Raw genomic sequence first — 25,095 nt, forward strand, 5'->3', positions numbered from 1 at the left:
GCCGATCGCGTACTGCCGAGTTTTTCGGCTACGCTGTCGACCGCCACGCTGCGTTCGTTGATGTCGCTTGGCGTCGATGTGCGCCTCGGCGCGCGGGTCGAGGCCATCGACGAAGGTGGCGTCATGGTCAGCGGCAGCCGCATTCCGGCGCGCACGGTGATGTGGGCCGCCGGCGTCGCCGCGTCGCCCGCCGCCGAATGGCTGGGTGCCGAGCGCGATCGCGCCGGTCGGGTCAAGGTGGCGTCAGATCTGTCGGTACCCGGCCACACCAACGTCTATGCCATCGGCGATACCGCCGCCAGCGAGGCCTGGAACGGTCAGGCCGTACCCGGGCTGGCGCCGGCCGCCAAGCAGGGCGGCGCCTATGTAGCCAGACTCATCGACGCCAGAGTGCGCGGTCGGCCAGTGCCCAAGCCCTTCCGCTACACCCATATGGGCAGCCTCGCCACCATCGGCCGCAAGTCGGCAGTGGTCGAGTACGGGCCCTTCAAACTCACCGGCCCGCTGGCCTGGTGGTTCTGGGGTGCCATCCACGTGCTGTTTCTGGCCAGCTTGCGCAGTCGCATCGCAGTAGCGGTGGAATGGATGTGGGCCTACCTGACCTTCCGCCGCAGCACGCGCTTGATTACCGGCAAGCTGGAGTAGTGCTTGATGCGTCGCGGCGAGCAGTCCATGTCGGACCGACACACGCGGCTCTCCACGAGCCCGCATCTTGAGGCATGGATTTGCTTTTCGCAGGGGCGCAGAGCTGGTCCTGTTCACCGGTAGGAGCGCCCTTGCGGCGCGACCGCTGCTGCGGTCGTGCGGCTAGCCGGTCGCGACCCAAGGTCGCTCACGCAACCTTGTGGATCACAATCTGTTCCGCTACCGCAACATCGCGCCCGTCAGCATGGCCGCCATCGGCGCCGGCTCCGCCAACGCTGCATCCAGCTGATCGATCCTCGCCATGCAGAGCAACTTGCGATCGCCGAACGGAGTCGCCTTGCGCAGCTGATTGGCTTCAAGATGTCGAAGCACGGCTTCGCCATGGCGTCTCACCAGGGGCTCCCGCAATTCCCGATAGCGCTTCCGGAACTCGGAAAACTCAACGCTCTCTCCGGCATGGGCGTAGCGGTCGCGCAGCCCGGCATCGGCGGAATTCATGACTGACACCAGGGCACGCTCGAACTCGGTGCGGGTTTCGGCGCTGAGCTCAGACGCCAGGGTGTTCAGGCTCTGGCGATTGCCTTGGCTGTCGGCCAGTTCGGCGCAGCGCGCGACGTCGCTGCGCTGCAGCTCACGCAAGGCCCCGAGTTCTGCCTTGCCCCAGGCCACCTTGGCCTCGGCGCCGGCAAAACCCATCCGTTCACGAGCGCTGGCCACCAGCGCAGGCAAGGTCGCGTGGAGCGCATTCTCGATCGAAGTACCCTCGGCCACCTTGGCAACCAGCGCATCCATCAGCCGCCGGTGGCTGTCGGGAGACAGCTCCAGCCCCTGGTAGACCGGGTGTACCTTGAGCAGGGCCACCTGTTCCAGTCGCGGGTCCAGCTTGAACAGCAACCAGTCGGTCTGCAGCAGGCCGTAGCTCAGAAAGAAGCAGGCGGTAAAGAGGCTGCCGAAAGACAGCATCAGGCTGGAATCGTCCAGCTCTTCGCCGCGCTGAGTCAGCACCATCACGAGGATGGCGACCAGCGCTGAAAAGGGCATCACCAGAAGCGACATGAGCGCGATCATGTGCGCACCCCAAGAAGTCCAACCTCAAAGCCGGCAGCGCGCAGGCGTCGGGTAGTCCTGATGCTGAGATAGACCCAGCAGGTCATGCCGAGCACCGGCATGCTGGAACAGAACATCAGCGCCAGCTTCGCGCGCTGGCTGTGGCCGAAGGCACTGCAGATCTTGAGCACGCCACTGATGGCATAGAGCATCAAAGCCGCCGGCAGCGCGAGACCGAAGAAATCCGGGACCGCCGGGATGTTGACGATTCCACGAACCAGGATGCCGAGCAGCACGCTGAACACCAATACGCGCTGGCCCTCGGCAGCGAGCCGGAGTTGATCGGATTCGCTCAGGGCAGCGACCGCCCTGGCACGGCCCTGTGCTGTGCGACCGGTCTTTGCGGACCTGCCGGAAGGGCCGACCGAAGCGGGCGCCTGAGCGGAGAGGTGGGCGCGTTGGGCTGACGCCAGGGCGGCCTCGGCATCGTCTGATGGGGTCGTTGAGGCGCTCTCGATGGCAGGCTCGGCCAGTTCGATGATCACCGGTCGCGCGGTCTGTGCCGCCAGCGCGGCGCCGGCCGCCTCACCGATGAGCAACCGGTCCTCCACCAGGCGCCGATAAAACACCGGGCGCTGGTCGAACTGCGGTCGGCCCACCTCCACCAGGGCGATCAGATTGCGCTGCGCTTCCGGGTCTGCCGGATCCGGGCTGATCAAGGTGGTCAGCACGAGTTGCAGGGCTGCCTGCGAATGGCGCTGCACGCGAAATCCGTGAACCTGCCCGCGCCAGCCTTTGCCTTGCACCTGTTCGACACGGCCCAGTGGTTCGGCGGCCGGATGCTTCTTTTGCAGCAGTGCCAGCGCGGTCTCCGCCAAACGCTGCCCATTGACGCCATCGCGGCGACTGGACCTGAGGAGGATGGACAGCTGCGCGCCGGTGTCCGCCTCGCTGGCCGACCATCCCGACGCGGCACGCTGCAGCACAAAATCCGCAGGCAACTGGAGCGCGATCTCAGGCACCAGCGCGTGGACAATGGAATTCGGAATCATGGGCGATGCTGACAATGACGCCGGCTGGCGACAGGTCCGGGCGAGAGGCCGCGAACACTAGCAAGCCTCGCCCGGTCACGGAATACCGCGCCCGGTCGCGACGCCGGGGTCAATTCGCTTGTCCGCGCCGGGGTCTCTGGTCCTGGCCTGCTACCCCGCATTTCTCACACCTGCGCGAACTTCCGCAACAGGTGTGAGAAATGCGGGCTAGACTGACGCGCCTCAGCTTCCGGGCAACGCCACTCCGTGACCCACTCCCTTCTGCATCAAATGGCGTCACTGGGTTCGATGGCGAGCTCGACCCTGGGCCTGTGGCGGGGCACGATGGTGCTTACCGCCGCACCGCAGCCGCCCAAGGCGCTGGTGCTGTACGAGTTTGAAGCCTCGCCCTACTGCCGGGCGGTCCGCGAGGCGCTGACTGCACTGCATCTGGATGCAGAGATTCGCCCGTGCCCCCAGGGCGGAACCCGGTTTCGCGCCGAAGCCCAGCGCCTGGGCGGCAAGTTGCAGTTCCCGATGCTGGTCGACCACAACGCCGAGAAGGTCATGTTCGAGTCGAGCGCGATCATCGACCATCTGTTCCTGACCTACGGGCGCATGGACACGCCGTCAGCCTATCGCAGCGGCACCATCAAGCCGCTGCTGTCCACGCTGGCCAGCGCCGTGCGTGCAGGTCGCGGCTGGAAGGCGCGCCCATCCCGCGCACCCAGCAAGGCACTGCATCTGTGGAGCTTCGAATCCAGCCCCTACTCGCGGCTGGTGCGCGAACGCCTGTGCGAGCTGGAATTGCCATACACGCTGCACAACCTCGGCAAGGAGAACTGGAAGGAGCTGGGTCCTGCCATGCGCCGCATCCTGCCCAATCCCTATGTGCCGCAGCCGGGTGGAAAGCGCCATGCCTTCTGGCAGAAACACGGGCGCGTGCAGTTGCCTTATCTGGAAGATCCGAATCAGGACACAGGGCTGTTCGAGTCGGCCAGGATCATCGAGTTTCTGGAGTCCAGCTACGCCGCTTGATCGGAGCTCTGGCAAGGGGGCGCCGCAGCGCGGCGCCCCCACCAATCGCCGAGATCACGCACTGGCGACGTGGATTCATCGACAAGCGCGCGCCCCGGATTGAACCGTTGCCATCGAGACAGTCGGGCTGGATTGCATCACTGCGCTCTCCATGAACCCATATCGCAAGTTGTTGATGCGTCATTGCGAGGAGCGCAGCGACGAAGCAATCCAGGGTAGCGCCGCACATCCCTGGATTGCTTCGCTACGCTCGCAATGAACCCATATCGCAAGTCTTTGATTTTCTTCGTCCACCTGTAGGAGCGCCCTTGCGGCGCGACCGCTGCTTCGGACGTGCGGCTTGCCGGTCGCGACGCGAGGTCGCTCCTACAGGCGGGTTTGTGGTTCACGGCCCGTCGGCAGTGTCGGGCCGAAACAGGTGGCTCGCAATGACAGCCGTTCTGAGCTCTTCAGATCCCGACTTGTCCTGCTCCGCTGAAGGCATACGAGCGCCTTGATCAGCGCAACTGACTGTCCTTGCTGCCGCGGCGGTTGTAGCCGGCAGTGCCGCTCGCAGCCTGTTCCTGCGCCTGTTGGCAAACGATGCAGAGGCGCACGCCCGGCACCGCCTCGCGACGCGCCTGCGGAATCGGCGCATCACATTCTTCGCACTCCGCCAGGCTTGGACCCCGCGGCATCCGCCCCCGCGCGCGCTTGATCGCGTCCTTGACGGTCGCGTCGATCTGATCCTGTACGGCGCCGTCTCCGGCCCAACCGGTGGCCATGCTGCACTCCTCTCACGTCGCGCTACAGCGTATCGACCGAATGCCCGAAGATCAATTGCACGGCACCTGCGGATGCCACCCACAGGTGACCTGGTGCGGCATTGGTCTGAACTTGTCGATGTACCGACGCCCTAATGTGATCGAACGCGCTTACACGTCCTCTGCGCTGACGTAGACTCATCGGAGTCCACATTCTCGCTGCCCGCCAAGATCCATGGGCCCCATCGGCGATTGCCATGCCTTCGGCGATGTTGCCAAAGCCTGGCTTGCGCAACGCTTTCAGGAGATTTCCATGAAATTGCCGAAGATCGTCTCAATTGCACTGCTTGCAATGGGTCTTGTACAAACAGACTTCGCCCATGCTGGTGCCTGGACCGCGGGTTCGGCCAGTGGCGCAGCGGGCAATCAAGTGGTCGTACCGGTCAGCTTCGCGGGCGATGGGGCCACCATTGTCAGTCAAGTCACTTATTCGGTGACGACGCCTCTGTCGATCGTCAGCGCGACTGGACAGAACGGGCAATCTTGCAGCGCCACAGGCAACAGCGTGACGATTGTCGCTTTCGCCTTCAGTCCGCTTCCAAACGGCCCGACCAGCTACTGCGATATCACCGTCGGCATTGCGCCCGGTGCAGCCGCTGGGAGTTACCCAGTCACTGGCGGCTCTCAGCTGTGCTCGTTGGCTGGTGGCGGCTCGGCACCAACCTGCACGGCTGCGCCTGGCTCAGTGGACGTTACAGCTGCCGCGCTGGGCCCAACGATTGCCTACAACCCGTCTGCGGGTGCTACTTCCGGCACCGGCGGACCGGTCAACTTCACCGGGGTCACGACCGTCGGCACGACGGGCAATGGCACGATCGTCGCCACGCCCTCGGGCGGCGCCGCGTCCGGCACTACCACCCTCGGCAGCTTCTCGATCACCGGTGCCGATGCTGCCAGCTTCACCCGCACCAGCGCGGCCACGCTGACCTTCACTGCCGGCGTCAACACCCCACAGAACATCACCCTGACCTGCGTCTCCGGCGCGGCCACCCGAACCGCTAATCTGCAGGCGACTGAAACGATTACCGGTGGCGCCACGACGCAGCGTTTCTGGGTGCTGAGCTGCCCGGCCGGCAGCCCGAGTTCTGTCGGCCCCGGACTTGCGTACAACCCGATCGCGGGAGCCAGTGCAGGCACCGGTGGCCCGGTCAACTTCACCGGCGTGACCACCGTCGGCACGACCGGCAATGGCACGATTGTCGCCACGCCCTCGGGCGGCGCCGCATCGGGCACCACGACGCTAGGCAGCTTCAACATCACTGGCGCCGACGCCGCCAGCTTCACCCGCACCAGCGCGGCCACGCTGACCTTCACCGCCGGCGTCAACACCCCGCAAAACATCACGCTGACCTGCGTCTCCGGCGCGGCCACCCGTACCGCCAATCTGCAGGCGACTGAAACGATTACGGGCGGGGCGACCACGCAGCGCTTCTGGCAACTCGTCTGCCCGGCTGGCAGTCCCAATCCGCTGGGACCGTCGATCGCCTACAACCCGACCGCAGGCGCCAGCGCGGGAACCGGCGGACCAGTCAACTTCACCGGTGTCACGACCGTCGGCACGACGGGCAATGGCACGATCGTCGCCACGCCCTCGGGCGGCGCGGCTGCTGCCACCACCACCCTGGGCAGCTTCAGCATCACCGGTGCTGATGCCGCCAGCTTCGCCCGCACCAGCGCGGCCACGCTGACCTTTACCGCCGGCGTCAACACCCCACAGAACATCACCCTGACCTGCGTCTCCGGCGCGACGACCCGTACCGCCAATCTGCAGGCGACTGAGACCATCACCCGTTGGCGCCACCACGCAGCGCTTCTGGGTGTTGAGCTGCCCGGCCGGCAGTCCAAATCCGCTGGGACCGTCGATTGCATACAACCCGTCGGCTGGCGCTACTGCCGGCACCGGCGGACCGGTCAACTTCACCGGCGTGACCACCGTCGGCACGACGGGCAATGGCACGATCGTCGCCACGCCCTCGGGCGGTGCGGCTTCTGCCACCACCACACTCGGCAGCTTCAGCATTACCGGCGCCGATGCCGCCAGCTTCGCCCGCACCAGCGCGGCCACGCTGACCTTTACCGCCGGCGTCAACACCCCACAGAACATCACCCTGACCTGCGTCTCCGGCGCGGCGACCCGTACGGCCAATCTGCAGGCGACTGAAACGATTACGGGCGGGGCGACCACGCAGCGCTTCTGGGTGCTGAGTTGTCCAGCCGGCAGCCCCAATCCGCTGGGCCCATCGATTGCCTACAATCCGACCGCCGGTGCCAGCGCCGGCACTGGCGGACCGGTCAATTTCACCGGCGTGACGACCGTCGGCACGACGGGCAATGGCACGATTGTCGCCACGCCCTCGGGCGGCGCCGCGTCCGGTACCACCACACTCGGCAGCTTCAGCATCACCGGCGCCGATGCGGCCAGCTTCACCCGCACCAGCGCGGCCACGCTGACCTTTACCGCCGGCGTCAACACCCCACAGAACATCACCCTGACCTGCGTCTCCGGCGCGGCGACCCGTACGGCCAATCTGCAGGCGACTGAAACGATTACGGGCGGGGCGACCACGCAGCGCTTCTGGGTGCTGAGTTGTCCAGCCGGCAGCCCCAATCCGCTGGGCCCATCGATTGCCTACAATCCGACCGCCGGTGCCAGCGCCGGCACTGGCGGACCGGTCAATTTCACCGGCGTGACGACCGTCGGCACGACGGGCAATGGCACGATTGTCGCCACGCCCTCGGGCGGTGCGGCTTCTGCCACCACCACCCTCGGCAGCTTCAGCATCACCGGCACCGATGCCGCCAGCTTCACCCGCACCAGCGCGGCCACGCTGACCTTCACCGCCGGTGTCAACACGCCACAGAACATCACCTTGACCTGCGTCTCCGGCGCGGCGACCCGTACGGCCAATCTGCAGGCCACCGAAACCATCACCGGTGGCGCCACGACGCAGCGCTTCTGGCAACTTGTCTGCCCGGCCGGCAGTCCCAATCCGCTCGGCCCGAGCATCGCCTACAACCCGACCGCCGGCGCCAGCGCGGGAACCGGTGGACCGGTCAACTTCACCGGTGTCACCACAATCGGTTCGAGCGGCAACGGAACCATCGTCGCCACGCCCTCGGGCGGCGCCGCGTCCGGTACCACCACCCTCGGCAGCTTCAGCATTACCGGCACCGATGCCGCCAGCTTCACCCGCACCAGCGCGGCCACGCTGACCTTTACGGCCGGTGTCAACACGCCGCAGAACATCACCTTGACCTGCGTCTCCGGCGCGACGACCCGTACAGCCAATCTGCAGGCGACTGAGACCATTACCGGTGGCGCCACGACTCAGCGTTTCTGGGTGCTCAGTTGCCCGGCTGGCGCTGCGGGCGTGGGTCCGTCCATCGCCTACAACCCCACCGCTGGGGCCACACCCGGCAGCGGCGGGCCAGTCTTCTTCACCGGCAACACCGCGGTGGGCTCCACCGGGGTAGGCCAGATCGTGGCGACACCGTCCGGCGGAGCCAATGGCGGCACAACGACGCTCACAGCTTTCACGCTGTCGGGCACCCACGCCAGCAGCTTCCAGGTAGTCAGTTCAGCCACGCTCAATTTCACCCAGGGCATCAGCACGCCGCAGAACATCAACCTGACCTGCATTACCGGCCCGGGTGAGCGCACAGCGAATCTGGAGGCGACTGAGACCATCGCCGGCGGTGCAACCACCCTTCGCTACTGGACCCTGAGTTGCCAGGCCTCCTTCTTTGCCGACGGCTTTGAAGGAAGCGATGACTTGTTCCGCGACGGTTTCGAATAGTCGCAAGCCAATCTGGAGACCGCGATCCGCCCGGCGGATCGCGGTCTCTGCAGTTGCTTGAGGGCTAGACTGCAGACTCCGACGAATCCAGAAACCCGCGATGCCCCGCACCCTGATCTCACTGATGTCGATGTTCCTGGCCGGCCTGTCCATGACGACGGCCACTGCGAGTGGCGCCGATCCCACGGACGACTACATCAAGGCCTATCTGGCGACGTTTCCCTCGCGCGCGACCGCGGCCGGGCTGTATTCGACCGACAGTCGGCTGGAGCAGCTGGATCAGGATCACCGCGAACACTGGATCGCCTTCAACGAAACGACTCGGATCGCACTGCAAGAGGCGCTGGCGGAAGAGCCCGACGCGGCCTTGCGCCTGGATCGGGAACTGCTGTTGCGTCAGGTGCAGCAGGAGTTGCTGGAATGGCGCGATCAGGACCGGCCACGTACCGACCCCTTGTTCTGGGCCGAGATCCTGGGCCAATCCACCGTCTATCTGGCCTTGCGCCGCGACCGCCCCGCAGTCACCCGATTGAGTTTCGCGGCAGACCGTACCGACCAGATTCCGCGGTTGGTCGCTGAGGCACTGCAGGCGATGGCTGGCACCGCCGATGATCAGGTCATACCCGAACGCGCACAGGCGGCAACGGAGCGGCTGCGCGCGCTGGCGGAGTTCTATCGCAGCGGGTTGCCCGCGGCCGAGGGCGCCACCAGAGCGCTCGCGCGTCGACTTCAACGCAGCGGAGCCAAAGCGGCGGATGCCATCGCTCGTCTGGCTGCACGTACCGAACAGATGGCTGCCACGGCCCACGCTGATTTTCGACTCGGCACCGACTACGACGAGCGCTTCCGCATCGTCACCGGCATTGACAGGCCGGTGTCGCAGATACTGGTCGAGGCTCACCGCGAGTTGGGTGAGAAGCGCCAGGAAGCTGCCGCCTATGGCCGCGGCGTGTGGCGACAGTTCTATCCAGAGCAGAAGATGCCTCTGGACGACAGCGCCGTGCTGCGGCAGCTCTTTGCGGCCATCGAGGCAGCTCGACCCAACTCCACGGCAAAACTGGTCGCCCAGTTCAGCACCGACACCGACGCCGCCTTTGCCTTTGCCCAGAGCCATGAGCTGATGAGCGTGCCTGAGCCGCGCACGCTGGTCATCGACACCGCACCAGCCTGGCTGGGCGGCCAGAGCGTGGGCGGCGTCTATCCGGCGGGCCCCTTCCAGCCAGACGCCGAAACCCTGTTCCTGCTGCCCAATATCCCGGACTCGGCGCCGGATGACGCCAAGGCGCGATTCTTCAGCGCCTTCAATACCGCCTTCAACCGCATGATCCTGACCCATGAACTGGTGCCCGGGCACTATGTGCAGCTGAAGGTGGCTGCACGACTGCCGCACCCGGTGCGCAGTCTGTTCGGCGATGGTGTCTACACCGAGGGCTGGGGCAGTTTCAGTGAGCGCCTGATGCTGGATCTGGGCTGGGGCGGCCCACCAGAACGGCTGGCACACTACAAGAAGCAGTTGGAAAACCTGGCGCGGTTGATCGCCGACATCAGCGTGCATACCCGCCACTGGGATCAGGCGCGACTCCAGCGCTTCCTCACCGAGGACGCGCTGCTCGATGCCCAGTTCGCCAGCAACCTGTGGCAGCGCGCGGTGCTCAGCTCACCGCAGCTGACCACCTATCACCTGGGCTATCGCGATATCCACTCGATCTGGCTGGATTGGCGCCGTGAGTACCCTGAGCGACCGCTGCGCGAGTTCGTCGACGGCATGCTGGCGCTCGGTGCCGTGCCGGTGCGCGAGTATCGGGCGAGTTTGTTGAAGCCGGCCGACCCGCACGCGGCCCATTGAGCTCAGGCGTCTTGCTGAACGAGGACCGATCCGCTCGGAATGTGGCAGCGAAAGTGTGCGTCGCTGGCGCCCCTATACTCCATGGCCCCTGCTGCCGAAAGGACCCATGTCATGCCACAGATGATGAAAGCGCTGGTCAAACGCGAAGCGACCAAGGGCATCTGGATGGAGCAGGTGCCGATGCCGGAGATCGGTCCCAATGAAGTGCTGGTCAAGCTGGAAAAGACCGCCATCTGCGGCACCGATCTGCACATCTACAAATGGGACGACTGGAGCCAGCGCACCATCAAGCCGGGGCTGGTCATCGGCCACGAGTTTGTGGGCCGCATCGTCGACATGGGACCGGGCGTGACCGGCTACCAGCTCGGTCAGCGGGTGTCGGCCGAAGGCCATATCGTCTGTGGCGTCTGCCGCAACTGCCGGGCCGGCAAACAGCACCTGTGTCCGCACACGGTAGGCATCGGCGTGAACCGCAACGGCGCTTTCGCCGAGTACATCGCAGTACCCTCGTCCAATCTGTGGCCGATACCGGACCAGATCTCTTCGGAACTGGCGGCCTTCTTCGATCCCTACGGCAATGCTGCCCACTGCGCACTGGAATTCGATGTGATCGGCGAGGATGTGTTGATCACCGGCGCAGGGCCCATCGGCATCATTGCCGCCGGCATCTGCAAGCACGTCGGCGCCCGCAATGTGGTGGTCACCGATGTCAACGACTACCGCCTGAAGCTGGCGGCCGACATGGGTGCCACCCGGGTGGTCAATGTCGCCCAGCAGTCGATCAAGGACGTCATGGCCGATCTGCACATGGAGGGCTTCGACGTCGGCCTGGAAATGAGCGGCAACCAGCGCGCGTTCCAGGACATGCTCGATTGCATGTACCACGGCGGCAAGGTGGCGCTGCTCGGCATTCTGCCCAAGGGTGCCGGCATCGACTGGGACAAGGTGATCTTCAAGGGCCTTACCCTGCAGGGAATCTACGGCCGACGCATGTACGAAACCTGGTACAAGATGACCCAGATGGTGCTGACCGGCTTCCCGCTGCAGAAGGTCTTGACCCACCAGATCCACATCGACGATTTCCAGCGCGGCTTCGATCTGATGGAGGCCGGGAGCTGCGGCAAGGTGGTCTGCAGCTGGAATTGAGCGGTCCGCGCTCCGAACCTCCGGAGCGTGATCGCTTCCCTTGCCGGGGACGGCGATCCCGCGGATGATCCGGCGATCCTCTCGCCGGACGCACCTCATGAAATCAGCGCTACGCCCGTGTCTGCTCTTCGTCGCGATATCGGCCATGATCGGCTGCGCGTCTCAGGCGCCCAAGCCCCTGGTCGGGGCGGATTTACCGGTGCGCCAGCCGCTGACTGGCGAGCTGGCCAAGGAAGCCTACGACGGCAGCTATTGGTCCGAGCGCGCCTCCTACCCCACGGGCCACTTCAATCCGCACTGGCTGGTGGGAGCAGCGGATCAAGCGTCGAAGGTTCAGCAGTCGCTGCCTGCCGGTATCGAGTTGCAACGCAGTGCCGGTCGCGCCCTGGATCCCGGCAATTTCACTCCGCTGGGACCACGCCCGCTGGGCAGCGGCGGCGGTGTTGCCGGTCGCACCAATGTGGTCGTCAGCCATCCCACCAATCCGGCCATCGCCTGGATCGGTTCCGATGGCGGCGGCGTATGGAAGACCACGAACTGCTGCGATGCCAGCACCACCTGGGTCAACACCACCGACAACTCGGCCACGCTGGAGCCGATCCAGAACAGTGCCATCGGCGATCTGACCCTGGATCCGAACAACCCCAACGTGCTCTACGCCGGCACCGGCGATCTGCGATATGGCTCCTACTCCTTCGGCTCCAACGGCGTGCTCAAGTCGGTGGATGGCGGCGACACCTGGACGGTCAAGGGCGAAACCGTCTTCAATCCCTTTTATCCGCCCAGCGCCAATGGCGTTCCGCAATACCAGGCCATCGGCAAGGTGGCGGTTGATCCCAACAATTCCAACATCGTCATCGTCGGCGCCAAGACCGGTCTGTTCCTGTCCTATGACGGCGGTGACAACTGGACCGGCCCCTGCCTGACCAACAGCTTCTCCAGCCAGCGCCAGGACACCACCGGTCTGATCCTGACTGATCTCGGCGCCACCACCCGAATCATCGCCGCGGTCGGCACCCGCGGTTTTGAAACACCGGTGCAGCCCGATCTCAACCAAAACGGCGCCAATGGCATCTATCGCGGCACTGTCCCTGCCAGTGGCTGTCCGCTGGACTTCACTCTGGTCTCGCGCGCGGACAACGGCTGGCCGACCGGCACGGGCGGCGGGGCACCGACGCCGGCCAACTCGATCGGCCGCATTGATCTGGCCATCGCACCTTCTGATCCCAATGTGCTCTATGCCCAGGTCGGCAACATCCCGGCGGCCGGCGGCAGCCCGGTGATCCTGGGCGTGTGGCGCAGCGGTGATGGTGGCAACAGCTGGACCCAGCAGATCGGCGACGTCAGCGGCGCTGGCACCCAGAGCTGGTACAACGCCGGCATGAGCGTGCACCCGACTGAGCCGAACACGGTGATCCTCAGCGCCTTCCGTACCTTCCGCTCGACCACAGGCGGCACCAGCTTCAGCAGCATGGGCAGCGCGCCGCATGTAGATCACCATGCCCGCAGCTTCGTCAACAACGACCCGAACCGGCTGTTGATCGGCACCGACGGTGGCGTCTACTACACCGCCAACGCCCTCGCCGCTTCGCCGACCTGGACTTCGCTCAATGCCACGCTGAACACCATCGAGTTCTACTCCGGTGGCATTTCGCCCAACTTCAACACCGCGCCGACAGCCAGCGCCGTGGGCGGCGCGCAGGACAACTCCTGCATGGTCTCAACCTGGTCCGGCGGCAATTTCGGTGCCCAGTCCTGGGCCTCGCGCAACGGTGGCGACGGCTTCTGGAGCACGATCGAGCCCATTTTGCAGCAGCGCTGGTACTACTCCAGCCAGAATGGCGCGATCGTGGCCACCTCCAGCGCCAGCGGCGGCCTCGGCAGCACCAGCACCCAGAGCGCCGCACCCAGCGGCTGGGGCGGTGACCGCAAGGCCTTCATCACCAATTTTGATCTTTACCGCTTCGGTGGCGAAACCACCGGCTGCCCGGCAGCGACCGGTTGCGGCCGCATCATCGCCGGCAGCTATCGAGTCTGGGAATCGGTCACCGGCGGCGTGCCGACCAGCAGCTGGCGCCCCAACAGCCCGGACCTGACCAAGGGCACACTTGGCGCACGTTCCTACATCAACCAGGTCGCCTATGCGGTCAACACCCCGGACATCGCCATCGCCGGCACCAACGACGGCAATGTCTGGATCGGCTTCAACATGGGTCAGAACATCGACAACTCGGCCAGCTGGGTCAATGTCACCGGCAACAACACCGTACTGCCCAATCGCTTTGTGTTGGACGTGGCCACCGATCCGGTCAATCCGCTGATCGGCTACGCCGCCATGGCCGGTTTCGATCAGAACACGCCGGCGACGCCCGGGCATGTGTTCCAGGTGACCTGCACCGCCGCCTGTGCCAGCTTCACCTGGCGCAATGTCTCGGGCAATCTGCCGAACATTCCGGTCAACAGCGTCATCGTCAATCCCAACAACCCGCGCCAGGTCTTTGCCGGTTCCGACTGGGGCCTGTACTACACCGACAATGTCGAGGCCAATCCGGTGGTCTGGCAGAAGCACTTGGGTCTGCCGAACGTGATGATCTGGGACATGACCATCGACCGCGGCTTCACCACGCTGGCGGTGTGGACGCGCTCTCGCGGTGCCTGGGTATGGCCGCTGCCGACCGCGAGCGGGGACAATCTGTTTGCTAATGGATTTGAATGATTGATAGCACAATGGCGACCTCGGTTGCTCCGCCAGCGCGGGCAGCCGGCTACTGCCAGAATTGGGGGCCCGGGGAAACACCCTGCAGGATGCAGTCTGGCCTGTCGACGCTGCTAGGCTTGCGCGGCCGAAGCGTTTATCTGACCAGAGCTGGGCTCGTGATGGGCCTGCTTCTGTTGCTAAACGCCTGCGCCTATACCCGCCATCACATGGCCGCGGGAATCGGCGAACATGCGGCGCTGGGTCGTGGTGCAGCAGTGTTGATCGTGGAACCCGATATTGAGCTCACCGAATTGCTCAGCTCGGGGTTGCAGCAGCCCCGTGCAGACTGGACAACGGCAGCAAGGAAGAACGTCAACCATGCCCTGGAATCGGCGCTGGCCGCACGCGAGGCGCGTATTTCGCATTTCCGGCCGTCGGAGGATGTGGATCTGGCAGCGCGCCAACGCCAGATCATCCTGCTGCACCGCGCCGTAGGTAGGAGCATTCTGCTGCACGGATATTTCGGGCCTGGCCTTGCTTCCAAGGGCAAACGCTTTGACTGGACGCTCGGACCGGGCGCCCGCAAGCTGGATCCTGCTGCGCGCTATGCATTGTTTGTACTCGTGCGCGACAGCTATGGCTCTGGTATTTCCCCCGGAGAGCAAATCGGCTTCGCCTCGCTGGTCGATCTCAACGACGGCAGGCTGATCTGGTTCAATCTATTGCAAGCGCAAACGGGCGATCTTCGCGATGCGCCTGGCACGTTCGAATCCGTCACCCGACTGTTGGACGGGCTGCCGTTGTGAGCGCCACAACGGGCGCTGCACTCTCTCGCGGAGTCATTGGTAGGCTGCTGGCGTTCTGCCTGCTGCTGACCGCCTGCGCATCTCCGAACCGGGTCGAGCTGCTGGAACCCGCCGCCTCAGCAGCGGACAGCGCCAGCGACGAAGCGGGACTGATCATGCAGTTCGACAGCTACGAGCGCGAGTTGGCGCAATCGCCCTCGGTCGTTCGCGATGGCGAATTGAATCGCTACCTGCAGGAACTGAGCTGCCGGGTCGCCGGTGAATTTTGCGCCCGGATCCGGGTCTATCTGGTCCGACAGCCCTACTTCAATGCGCAAATGGCGCCGAATGGCATGCTGATCATCTGGACCGGATTGCTGCTGCGAGTGGAAGACGAAGCCCAGCTTGCAGCCGTGATCGGACACGAGGTCGGTCACTATGTAGGTCGCCACTCGCTTGCACACTGGCGCAAGCTCAAATCGACCAACGAGCTGACACTTGCTTTGCATTTGCTAGGCGGAGGCCTGATCGGAGGCGTTGCGAGTCTGGGAGCCTATGGCGACATGTTTGCGTTCAGCCGCCAACAGGAGCGCGAAGCAGATGACTATGGCCTCAAGCGTCTGCGCGAATTAGGCTATGACGATCGTCGTGTCGGCCAACTCTGGGGCGATATCTGGGATGAGACACAGATGCGTGACAAGAACCTGTTGTCATCTATCTTTTCCGCTCACCCTGCCAGCGCCGAGCGCCGCGATCGCCTGACAGCAGCCGCAACCGGCCAAAGCGAACGCCGGGAAGCAGCAGCCTATTGGCGAGCCATCAAGGCGCAGCGCGGCGGCTGGCTGCAGGACGAAATCGGCCGTCGCCACTATGCCCAGACCGAAGTCCTGCTGGCGCGCCTGCTCGGTCTGTCGCAAGCCAGGGCAGAAACAGAATACTTTGCGGCCGAGATGTACCGACGTCGCGCGAGGGAGGGAGATTTCGTCCGCGCCCGCGACGCCTACAGGAAGGCCATCGCCGAAGGCGGAGCACCGCCTGAAAGTTGGCGCGGATTGGGATTGATGCAGCAGCAACTGGGCGAAAAACAGGCTGCCATGGACGCCTGGAGCACCTATCTGCAGCTGAGCCCCGACGCCGAAGACCGCGCCGTGATCGAAAGCTGGCTGCAATGACCCATCACCGTCCACCCGCGCGCTTGCGCAGTCGTTTATCGGCCATGGCAGGAGCAGTCCTGCTCGCCGGCTGCGCTTCGCCGCTGATCCAGCCCGGCGCGCAGACCGTGGATGGATTGCCGCTGACCACACCGCTGACCTGGTCGGACCTGGGCCACCGTGGCGAACGCCTGTGGACCCGCGATGGCACTTTGCTCAATGCCTTGCAGGTCTATACCGACATTGAACCCGGTGAACACGTTTTCAGGGGACGGATGCGCGGCAAGAACGATGAGGGCGCGCGCTTTCGCGCGGGCCTGAGTGAGATTGAGATCAGCGAGTTGATCATTGAGGGGCTGCGCGCGTCGGGCTTCAGCAATGTCGCAGCACTGGATTTGCGCCCCGCCCGACTGAACGGCCACACCGGCTTTCGCGCCGAATTGCGCTACGACAATCGCGACGGCCTGCATTATCGCGGCCTGCTGCTGGCCGAAGGCGCTGACGGCAGCTTGAGTTTTCTGATGTACACCGCCCCCGCCGAATTCTATTTCGAGCGCGATCGAGCCAGCGTCGAGGCCATTTTCGACAGCCTCGCCCGTTGACGCTGCTTTTGGTAGCCCGATGTGCCGCGCAGCGGCTCACCGGGGCTCTGCTTTTCGTAGCCCGATGTGCCGCGCAGCGGCTCACCGGGGCTCTGCGCCCGGACAGCGCTGCGCGCAGTTCGGGCTACAACAGCCTGGGCCTCTGCTTTGGTAGCCCGATGTGCCGCGCAGCGGCTCACCGGGGCTCTGCACCCGGACAGCGCTACGCGCTTTCGGGCTACAACAGCCTGGGCCCCCTGCCCTCTCATGTCGGCGGTCGCTTGCGCCACCAGGCGCCAAGGATGCGCAGGCCCTCCATCCAGCGCCGCAGATAGGCTATTGGCAGCTGCCGGCCATGCTGCAAGCGATAGCGCTCGGCCATGTAGCGCCTGTCCGGTATCAGCTTGCGCCAGAGCAATGCCACGCGGGCGCCGAGCGACAGCGTGCGCAGGGTCTCCCACTCGAAATAGCCACGCAGATGGGCCCGATCGACCTTGAAGACCTCGGCATCAGCCCAGTCTTGCAGGCTGGCGACGAACTCGGGCGGCCATGCTGTGCCGAAAAATCGCTGACTGGCCTGCATGGCCGCGAGCAAGGCACCGGCCAATCGCCTCGATTCCGCCAGGCTCGACAACTGCGCCCAATCGTCAGCTTCCAGCTGCCGGGCAATGAGGTGCAGATCGAACAGCCAGACCAGTCGATCACCCTGTCCGATCAGCAGATTGGACACCCGATGGATGGCGGCGTGCAGCAGCGCATGGACCTTGCCCAGGCCTCGCCCACCCTCGGGCAATACCACCGAGGCCGCCAGCAATTCGGAAAACTCGAAACACTCGGCAAAGACCGGGTGTGGGCTCATGCGCCAATGCACATCGACATGCCAGTCAGGCCCGACCGCCTGTGGGCGAATCATGGTCAGCTCGTACTGCGGTCCATTGGCCGCTGGTGCCTCGCCGACGTAGCCCAGTCGCAGCAGAATCTGCCGCGCCTGCTCGGCTGCACGGCGATCAGCGAACAGCAGATCCAGATCGTCACGAGCCCTGAGATAAGTGGCCGGATAAGCCCACTGAGCGAGCGCCGCCCCCTTGAGCACCAGCACTGGGAGATCGGCCTGCGCCAATGCAGCCAGCACACGGCGACTCTCCTCCCTGCGCAGCATTTCCAGCGCGATGGCGCGCGCATGCAGCGGTGCCAGGGCCCTGGCGACTTCGGAAGCCGCGCCAGCACCAGGATGCCCAGCAAGCTGCTGATACAGCAGCGCGGCCACGCCCTGGGTCTCGGCGCAATCGACGATCGGCCGGACAGCGGCCTCCGGAAGCGGCTGTGGCCTGCCACCCGCCAGCACCGTAGCAATCCATTGGCTGGCCGCTGCCGATCCGAGGCCAGACTCGGACGCCGCCGGACTATCATTCATGCTGCCTCAGGTCTCCCAATTCAGAAATGGATCCCAACCAGACCATCACCGTCTCCAGCCATGTTACGTTCCAACAGGTGGGCGACGAAACGGTATTGCTGAATCTGGCGTCCGGTCAGTACTTTGGCCTGAACACCGTGGGCACCCGCATCTGGCAGCTGCTGACGCAGGGCCACAACCGCAGCCAGATCTGCCAGATCATCGCGACCGAGTTCAGCGCGCCGATGACAGACATCGAGCGCGACACCGATGCCTTGCTGACCGCGCTGCAGGACAACGGTCTGATCCTCCCGCAATCCACTACGCCAGAATCGCCGCTGTCGTAGTTCCCGGTGAATGCAGGTCAATTTACCCAACTATCGATCGCCGTCACCCGGAATGCCTCCGCGGGTCAGAGCCAGCGGATCCAGCAATCCCCGAAGCTTTTCCTCGGTCAGATCGGTGCTCTCCAGGGCCACCTCCAGAATCGGACGGCCCTCGGCGTAGGCGCGCTTGGCGATGGCAGCACCGGCCTCGTAGCCAATCACCGGATTCAGGGCCGTCACCAGAATCGGGTTGAGCGCCAGGGCCTCGTCGATACGGGTCTGGCGCAGCTTCATTCCCTGGATGCAGCGTTCCGCCAGCAGCGGCATCACCGCACTCAGCAAACTCAGGCTTTCCAGCAGATTGCGGGCGATCAGCGGCAGCATCACGTTCAGCTGGAAATTGCCGGACTGGCCGCCGATGGTGATCGCGGCATCGTTGCCGATAACCTGAGCCGCGACCATGCACGCCGCTTCCGGAATCACCGGATTGACCTTGCCGGGCATGATCGAGGAGCCGGGCTGCTGCGCGGGCAGCTCGATCTCACCCAGACCCGCCAGCGGCCCTGAGTTCATCCAGCGTAGATCATTGCTGATCTTCATCAGGGCACAGGCGAGCGTCTTCAGTTGTCCGGAGAGTTCCACGCACTCATCCTTGGCGGCAATGCCCTCGAACAGATTTGGCGCAGATCGAAACTCGCTGCCACTGATTCGCGTGAGTTCGGCGCAGACGGAGGCGGCAAAAGCCGGGTCAGCGTTGATGCCGGTGCCAATCGCGGTACCACCGATCGGCAGCCGCCGCACCCGACGCAGGGTATCCACCAGGCGCTGCTCCGCACTGCGCAGCTGCGCCGCCCAACAGCCCAGTTCCTGGCCCACCGTCAGCGGCATGGCGTCCATCAGATGGGTGCGCCCGGTCTTGGCGACCGCACTGAACTCCGCCGCACGCTCTTCGATGGCGGCGACCAGCTGGCGCAGCGCCGGCAGCAAGTCGACCTCAGCCAGCAAGGTCGCGCCGATCTGTATGGCTGCGGGAATCACGTCGTTGGAAGACTGCCCCAGATTGACGTGATCGTTGGGATGTACCTGTACCCCGGCGCTGCGACTGGCCAGCGTGGCGATGACCTCATTGGCGTTCATGTTGCTCGACGTACCCGAGCCGGTCTGGAAGACATCGACGGGAAAGGCGACATCGTGCTCGCCGGATGCCACCGCCATCGCCGCCGCCAGAATCGCCTCGGCGCGTGCCGAATCAAGATGGCCCAGACGCCGGTTCACGGCGGCGGCCGCGGCTTTCACCAGGCCCAGGGCACGAATGAAGCCACGCGGCAGCGGCTGCCCGCTGATCGGGAAGTTCTGCACTGCGCGCTGAGTTTGCGCGCCCCAGAGTGCCTCGGCCGGCACCTTGAGCTCGCCCATGGAATCGTGTTCGGTGCGAAAGGCCGGATCACTGCGATCGCCCATGGCTTGCCTCCTCTAGATTTGGTCGGTCCCTACCGCGCCAGGGGCGACCGGGATTCTCACACCGCCATCGGCACATGGCCCGGCTGACCAGCCACCCGGCCCAGCCAACGCTGCAGATGCGGATAGCCTGACCACTCGATACCGCCGTCGCCGGCGGCGTGGGTGTAGGCGTACAGCGCGATGTCGGCAATGCTGAAGTGCTCACCCGCCAGATAGGGCGTTGTTGCAAGCTGGCGCTCCATGACCGCCAATGCCTCATGGCCGCGAGCCTGCAGCCGCGGCAGGTCGTTGCGGCGCTCGTGATCGGGCGGCAACCATCGGCAGATGAAGCGGGCGACAGCGACATAGGGTTCGTGGCTGTACTGCTCGAAGAACAGCCATTGCAGCACTAGCGCCCGCTCCCAGGCATCCGCGGGCAGCATCTCGCTGCCTTCGGCCAGAAAGCAGAGGATGGCATTGGACTCAGCCAGATATCGCCCGGGTTCCAACTCCAGCAGGGGCACCTTGCCGTTGGGATTGCGGGCCAGGAATTCCGCCGTGCGGGTTTCGCCCGCCGCGCTGTTGGTTTCCACCCAGCGATAAGGCCTGCGCAGGTGGGCCAGCAGCAACTGCACCTTGTAGCAATTTCCCGACGTTGCCATTCCGTAGATCGTCAGCATGGCGCGGGGCTCCAGACAGGGTGCAGTCGATGATGAACAGGCGGCGTGCAGTTCGCAATCGAACACGGATGTCCGCTAGTGGCCGACCCTGTTCCAAAGTCCTCGCTCCCAGCTATGCAAATCAATCACTTGCGATCGGCACGCCCTTTGCAACCCACTGACCCACGCTGCCTGCGTGTGATCCGCCCGCAAACCTTGAGGTGCGCTCGAATGGGGAATCAGTTGCTGTCCGAACTCCGCCACGCCTGGCGAGCGCTGCTGTCCAAACCCGGGTTCACCTGGATTGCGGTGCTGACGCTGGCCTTGGGCATTGGTGCCAATACCGCGGTGTACTCGATCTTCGAGCAGATCGTGACCCGACCACTGCCGGTGCCCCGCGCCCAGGAATTGGTGAATCTGACGTCGCCGGGCCCGAAGCGCGGATCAACCTCGAACAACAGCGCCGGCCCTCGGGAAGCGATCTTCAGCTACCCGATGTGGCGCGACCTGCGCGAGCAGCAGTCGGTGTTCACGGGCATCGCCGCCCATCGCAGCCTGTCGATCAATCTGGCCTTTCGCGGCCAAACCCAGGCTGGCGACGCGATGCTGGTCTCGCCCGAGTACTTCTCAGTGCTGCAACTCCAGCCTGCGCTGGGACGTTTGCTCAATGCCGACGACGACCTGGGAATGGGCGAGCCTCGGATCGCGGTACTGAGTCACAGCTACTGGATGCGACAATTGGGCGGCGCATCCGATGTCGTCAACCAGACCCTGCGGGTGAATGGCGAGTTGCTGACCATCGTCGGCGTGGCGCACGAAGGATTCGAGGGCACGACCATCGGTACCCGCCCGCAGGTGTTCGTACCCTTGAGCCTGCGCTGGCTGCTGACGTCTGGCGCCGCAGACGATCATGACAATCGGCAGAGCTATTGGGTCTATCTGTTCGCGCGATTGAAGCCCGGCTTCGACCTGGCATCGGCCCAACAGCAGATGCACAGTCTGTACTCGCGCATCCTCGACGAGGTGGAGGCACCGCTGCAGCAGGGCATGGATGCCGCCACGCTGGCCGAGTTCAAGGCCAAACCGCTGTTGCTGGAACCCGGCGCGCGGGGCCAGAGCAGCCTGTCCACCAACGCGGCAACGCCGATCGTGCTGCTGCTGGCCGTAGCTACGCTGGTACTGCTGGTGGCGTGCATGAATGTTGCCAACCTGCTGCTGGCGCGGGCGTCGGCACGCGCTGGCGAAATCGCGGTTCGCGCATCCATCGGCGCCAGCGACCGTCAGCTGCTGCGCCAGCAGTTGATCGAATCGCTGCTGCTGGCGCTCATGGGAGCGGCCGTCAGCATTCCCATTGCCCTGCTCTGTCTGAAGGGATTGCTGTCAGCGATGCCAACCAATGTGGCGCAGGTCGTCTCCGGCGGTCTGGACACCGCAGCCCTGCGCTACGCCATCCTGATTGCCCTGTCCACAATCCTGGTATTCGGCCTGTTTCCCGCCTGGCAGGCGTCGCGGACCGAGCCGATGCGCGCTCTCAAGAGCGCCGCCACCGGCAGTGGCGGCAGCCGTATTGCCACCCGCTTTCGAGCCGCACTCGCCACCCTGCAGATTGCCTGTTCGATGACCTCGCTGGTACTGGCGGGCCTGTTCATTCAGAGCCTGCACAACCTCAGTCAGGTGGAGCTGGGCATGCAGGTCGACTCCCTCGCCACCTTCGAGATTGCACCGGGCCGCAATGGCTACAGTCGGGAGCGAACTGCGGCGATCTTCGATGAGCTGGAAGAAAAACTGGCCGCGCTGCCTGGCGTCAGCGCCGTCACCACCTCGATGGTGCCGCTGCTGAGCGGCAGCAACTGGGGCACCAATGTCTCGGTAGAGGGTTACACGGCCCCGGACCCGAGCGAAGCCAGTGCGCTGTACAACGAGGTCGGTCAGGATTTCCTGCGCACCTTGGACATCCGCCTGCTGGCTGGAAGGGACTTCTCCGCCGCCGATGGCGTGGATCGCCCCGGAGTGGCCATCGTCAATCGGCGTTTCGCGGAATACTTCGGGCTGGGCGACGAAGTGATCGGCAAGCGTATGGCCGTCGGGGCCAAGGAAGAGCTGGATCTCGAGATCATCGGACTGATCGAAGACACCCATTACGACAGTGTCCGATCCGAAGCCCCGGTGCAGTTCCTGCTGCCCCGACGCCAGAATCTGGCCCATCGCTCGATGTACTTCTACGTCCGCAGCCAGCAGGCGCCGGAGTATCTGCTGACCACCCTGCCGAAAGTGGTGGCGGCTGTCGATCAGGATCTGCCGATCGAGAATCTGAGCACCGTGCGCCAGGAGATCCGGCAAAATCTGGTGGTGGAACATTTCGTCGGTCTGCTGTCGAGCGCCTTCGCCATTCTGGCAACGCTACTCGCTGCCATCGGAGTCTATGGCGCCTTGTCCTACACCCTGTCCCAGCGCACCCGGGAGATCGGCCTGCGCCTCGCCCTTGGCGCCGCGCCGCGGCAGGTGCTGCTGTCCCAGCTGACCCAAGTGGCGCGCATGTTTGCCATCGGTGGCGGCATCGGCCTGGCTCTGGCGCTGGGGCTAGGCCAGGCCGCCCAATCCTTGCTCTTCGGCCTGGAAGGCACGGATCCCTGGGTACTCACCGGCGCCACGCTGGTGCTCGCCAACATCGCCCTGCTCGCCGCCTGGTGGCCGGCCCGACGCGCCGCCCAGGTAGACCCAATGGTGGCCTTGCGCTGGGAGTAGCGGGGACAGGGGGCACGGGGCACGGGGCACGGGGCACAGGGCACAGGGCACGGGACACGGGACACGGGACACGGGACACGGGACACGGGACACGGGACACGGGAGAGCATCGCACCGCCCGGGCACTTGTAGGTCCAGACTTGTCTGGACGCTTCTGGCTTCATGGGGGAAAGCGTCCAGACAATTCTGGACCCACAACGACAAGCCTTGACGCCACATTGAGCGGCGGATGGCCAACCGCATTTTCCAACCGACCCTTCGTTCATCAACCTTCGCCGGCGTACAAGCCGGCTTCCGGCGGCACGAGGCTTTCGCAGCCGCGTGTTTTCATCCGAAAATGCCAGAGAAAATATCAAGAATAGCCTCGAAGACTGCCACAAGACCGTCAAGAAGGGCCCCGAATATTCCTGAGACCACTTCGAGAATCCCCTCGCCACTCAGGAGTACAGGTGTAGCGACTCCGGCTGTGGCACATACAAGCGCAACGACTGCGGCAATTTGGAACCCTGCGATGACGACGTACAGTCCGGCGACCACTAGCACCACTGCGCATACCGCATTGAGCGCTCTGACTATTCCCGACCTCTGCTTTTTGCTCATCATCCGCTCCTACGGCTCCCAACTTGCAGATTATCGAAAGACGCCAAACGCCATGTTAAGCCGCTCCGGCCGTCAAGCCAGAGCAAGCAAAGAGACATTTCCGGCGTCGGCTTCAACCTATAGTCAGATCTCGCTGCCTCGGGCGGACTTCACGGAGTCGAGAAGCATCCATAGCGGCTCTGTTTCGAACGGCTCTGACTCTACGCCATAGTGGTCTCGGATAGATGCATGGACATCTTCCATCGGCGTCACACCATCGAAATCAGCAAGCGTGGTGCCATCAGACATGAAGAAAGGGCGAACGCCCACGTGTTGCTCAATGAACTCGTAAGCGAACTCGCCGTGCCTGTCCAATTCGGAGGCCCCGGCAAACTGCAACGGAACCTTTGTGCCTGGACGGGGAAGCGTGTTCTCGGCTCGATAAGCCTCGAACCTGGAGCGCAAGTCTTGGATTGCGGTATCGCTAGTCTCACCGAGGCCGGTCAGGTGCCAGCCATCGATTGTCGCCACCCACGGAGGGACCGGCTGACCTTCGTTCAAGCTCTCCTGCTGCCTCAGGACCAACGGGTAGTCTTCAAGTTTCCAGCTGCGCTTGAAGAAGGATGCAAGGTACTTGCTGAGCCGTGATAGTGAGGGCATGGGGGATCCTGGCGAACAGGAGGAAGCCGACAGGATTGCACTTCGCAAACCAGATGGCGCCATGGACGGAAGGCTGACGTTCGAGCCAAGCTGCCCGCGGAGGCAGGCGTTTGAAGCCTGGTCCGCGATGATGCACCACCTGCCGCGGAACAGGGCTCACAGTGCCTGCCGTAGCGGCCGAGCATGCGCGAGGGGTCGGGCTAGCCATACCTCGACTTGAGCTGCGCAAGTGAACCAACAACAAGTTTCTCGAGGACATCTGGATTGATGTCTGCGAGGCGTTTGATATAGAGACAGGATTTGCCCATCTTGTGCTTGCCCAGCTCCCTCAGGAGCCCTTGCTGTTCGCCGCCTTCCGCCAGGATGTAGATCACCAGCTCTCTGCCCCTGATGGCGAATCCCGCTCGGCACATCTCCCCGGTTCGACCGCTCTCATAGGTGTACTTGTAGGTGCCGTATCCGACGATACTAGGGCCCCACATCTTGGGCTTTTCCTTGGTTACTCGCGTGAGCATGGCCATCAGGACCTGGCAGTCGACCCGTTGCTCCTCGTTTGCTCGGGATGCGAGGTACTCGTCGATACTCGCCTCTGTGGCTTTGGTCTTGAGTTCAGCCATGGCAATGAGCTGCAATGGTGGTTGTTTGCGACGCCTGACGCCATGTTAAGCCACGCCGGCCGCTACGCCAGAACAAGCGAAGAGTCAGTTCCGACATCAGCATGACAA

At 64.4% G+C, this 25,095-nt stretch carries 20 protein-coding genes; 11 read left to right on the forward strand and 9 right to left on the reverse strand.

From position 1 onward, the window contains the following. Positions 1–645: FAD-dependent oxidoreductase (locus tag H7A19_16950; GenBank protein ID MCP5476520.1), on the forward strand; the 645-nt coding region annotated here is incomplete at its 5' end. Positions 646–864: 219 nt separating this feature from the next. Here H7A19_16950 and H7A19_16955 read toward each other — a convergent pair. After that, positions 865–1,701, reverse strand: a complete 837-nt coding sequence (locus H7A19_16955) for a hypothetical protein (GenBank protein ID MCP5476521.1) — start codon at positions 1,699–1,701, stop codon at positions 865–867. An 8-nt stretch (positions 1,702–1,709) separates the two neighbouring features. Continuing rightward, on the reverse strand, positions 1,710–2,744 hold the full coding sequence (locus tag H7A19_16960) for a hypothetical protein (GenBank protein ID MCP5476522.1): 1,035 nt from the start codon (positions 2,742–2,744) through the stop codon (positions 1,710–1,712). A gap of 270 nt (positions 2,745–3,014) precedes the next feature. Between H7A19_16960 and H7A19_16965 the strand changes: the two genes are divergently transcribed. Next, positions 3,015–3,761, forward strand: a complete 747-nt coding sequence (locus H7A19_16965; GenBank protein MCP5476523.1) for a glutathione S-transferase N-terminal domain-containing protein — start codon at positions 3,015–3,017, stop codon at positions 3,759–3,761. A 497-nt stretch (positions 3,762–4,258) separates the two neighbouring features. Here H7A19_16965 and H7A19_16970 read toward each other — a convergent pair whose 3' ends face one another. Next, the gene (locus tag H7A19_16970) at positions 4,259–4,525 is read right to left on the reverse strand and encodes a DksA/TraR family C4-type zinc finger protein (GenBank protein MCP5476524.1); all 267 of its coding nucleotides are present in this window, start codon (positions 4,523–4,525) and stop codon (positions 4,259–4,261) included. A gap of 1,856 nt (positions 4,526–6,381) precedes the next feature. Here H7A19_16970 and H7A19_16975 point away from each other — a divergent pair. The 7 genes from H7A19_16975 to H7A19_17005 all read left to right on the forward strand — a co-directional run bounded on the left by H7A19_16975 (position 6,382) and on the right by H7A19_17005 (position 16,589). Next, entirely contained in the window at positions 6,382–8,361 is a 1,980-nt protein-coding gene (locus H7A19_16975; GenBank protein ID MCP5476525.1) for a hypothetical protein, read from the forward strand. A 100-nt stretch (positions 8,362–8,461) separates the two neighbouring features. Further along, positions 8,462–10,207 (forward strand): DUF885 family protein, encoded by a 1,746-nt coding sequence (locus H7A19_16980; GenBank protein ID MCP5476526.1) that lies wholly within the window; start codon positions 8,462–8,464, stop codon positions 10,205–10,207. Between the two features lie 123 nt (positions 10,208–10,330). Beyond that, on the forward strand, positions 10,331–11,353 hold the full coding sequence (gene tdh, locus H7A19_16985; GenBank protein ID MCP5476527.1) for an L-threonine 3-dehydrogenase: 1,023 nt from the start codon (positions 10,331–10,333) through the stop codon (positions 11,351–11,353). Between the two features lie 97 nt (positions 11,354–11,450). Beyond that, the gene (locus tag H7A19_16990; GenBank protein ID MCP5476528.1) at positions 11,451–14,069 is read left to right on the forward strand and encodes a hypothetical protein; all 2,619 of its coding nucleotides are present in this window, start codon (positions 11,451–11,453) and stop codon (positions 14,067–14,069) included. A gap of 161 nt (positions 14,070–14,230) precedes the next feature. Next, positions 14,231–14,857: a hypothetical protein gene (locus tag H7A19_16995; GenBank protein ID MCP5476529.1), complete on the forward strand. Its 627-nt coding sequence runs from the start codon at positions 14,231–14,233 to the stop codon at positions 14,855–14,857. After that, entirely contained in the window at positions 14,854–16,008 is a 1,155-nt protein-coding gene (locus H7A19_17000; protein ID MCP5476530.1) for a M48 family metalloprotease, read from the forward strand. The genes H7A19_16995 and H7A19_17000 overlap by 4 nt, the downstream gene beginning before the upstream one ends. A 44-nt stretch (positions 16,009–16,052) precedes the next feature. Beyond that, positions 16,053–16,589: a hypothetical protein gene (locus H7A19_17005; protein MCP5476531.1), complete on the forward strand. Its 537-nt coding sequence runs from the start codon at positions 16,053–16,055 to the stop codon at positions 16,587–16,589. Between the two features lie 244 nt (positions 16,590–16,833). On the opposite strand, the gene H7A19_17010 is transcribed toward H7A19_17005, so the two are convergent. Next, on the reverse strand, positions 16,834–17,982 hold the full coding sequence (locus H7A19_17010; protein MCP5476532.1) for a nucleotidyltransferase family protein: 1,149 nt from the start codon (positions 17,980–17,982) through the stop codon (positions 16,834–16,836). A 26-nt stretch (positions 17,983–18,008) separates the two neighbouring features. Between H7A19_17010 and H7A19_17015 the strand changes: the two genes are divergently transcribed. Next, positions 18,009–18,308 carry a PqqD family protein gene (locus H7A19_17015; protein ID MCP5476533.1) on the forward strand — a complete coding sequence of 100 codons (300 nt, stop codon included), beginning with the start codon at positions 18,009–18,011 and terminating at the stop codon, positions 18,306–18,308. A 30-nt stretch (positions 18,309–18,338) separates the two neighbouring features. On the opposite strand, the gene H7A19_17020 is transcribed toward H7A19_17015, so the two are convergent. Next, the gene (locus H7A19_17020; GenBank protein ID MCP5476534.1) at positions 18,339–19,748 is read right to left on the reverse strand and encodes a class II fumarate hydratase; all 1,410 of its coding nucleotides are present in this window, start codon (positions 19,746–19,748) and stop codon (positions 18,339–18,341) included. A gap of 56 nt (positions 19,749–19,804) precedes the next feature. Then, positions 19,805–20,407: a glutathione S-transferase family protein gene (locus tag H7A19_17025; protein ID MCP5476535.1), complete on the reverse strand. Its 603-nt coding sequence runs from the start codon at positions 20,405–20,407 to the stop codon at positions 19,805–19,807. A gap of 210 nt (positions 20,408–20,617) precedes the next feature. Between H7A19_17025 and H7A19_17030 the strand changes: the two genes are divergently transcribed. Then, on the forward strand, positions 20,618–23,131 hold the full coding sequence (locus tag H7A19_17030; GenBank protein ID MCP5476536.1) for an ABC transporter permease: 2,514 nt from the start codon (positions 20,618–20,620) through the stop codon (positions 23,129–23,131). 327 nt (positions 23,132–23,458) lie between these two features. On the opposite strand, the gene H7A19_17035 is transcribed toward H7A19_17030, so the two are convergent. The 3 genes from H7A19_17035 to H7A19_17045 form a co-directional block, all read right to left on the reverse strand. After that, positions 23,459–23,731 (reverse strand): hypothetical protein, encoded by a 273-nt coding sequence (locus H7A19_17035; GenBank protein ID MCP5476537.1) that lies wholly within the window; start codon positions 23,729–23,731, stop codon positions 23,459–23,461. A gap of 123 nt (positions 23,732–23,854) precedes the next feature. Further along, positions 23,855–24,370: a hypothetical protein gene (locus H7A19_17040; GenBank protein MCP5476538.1), complete on the reverse strand. Its 516-nt coding sequence runs from the start codon at positions 24,368–24,370 to the stop codon at positions 23,855–23,857. Between the two features lie 200 nt (positions 24,371–24,570). After that, on the reverse strand, positions 24,571–24,993 hold the full coding sequence (locus H7A19_17045) for a DUF1801 domain-containing protein (protein MCP5476539.1): 423 nt from the start codon (positions 24,991–24,993) through the stop codon (positions 24,571–24,573). Positions 24,994–25,095 lie beyond the last annotated feature (102 nt).

Source organism: Rhodanobacteraceae bacterium (assembly GCA_024234055.1).
In the GTDB taxonomy this organism is placed as follows: domain Bacteria; phylum Pseudomonadota; class Gammaproteobacteria; order Xanthomonadales; family SZUA-5; genus JADKFD01.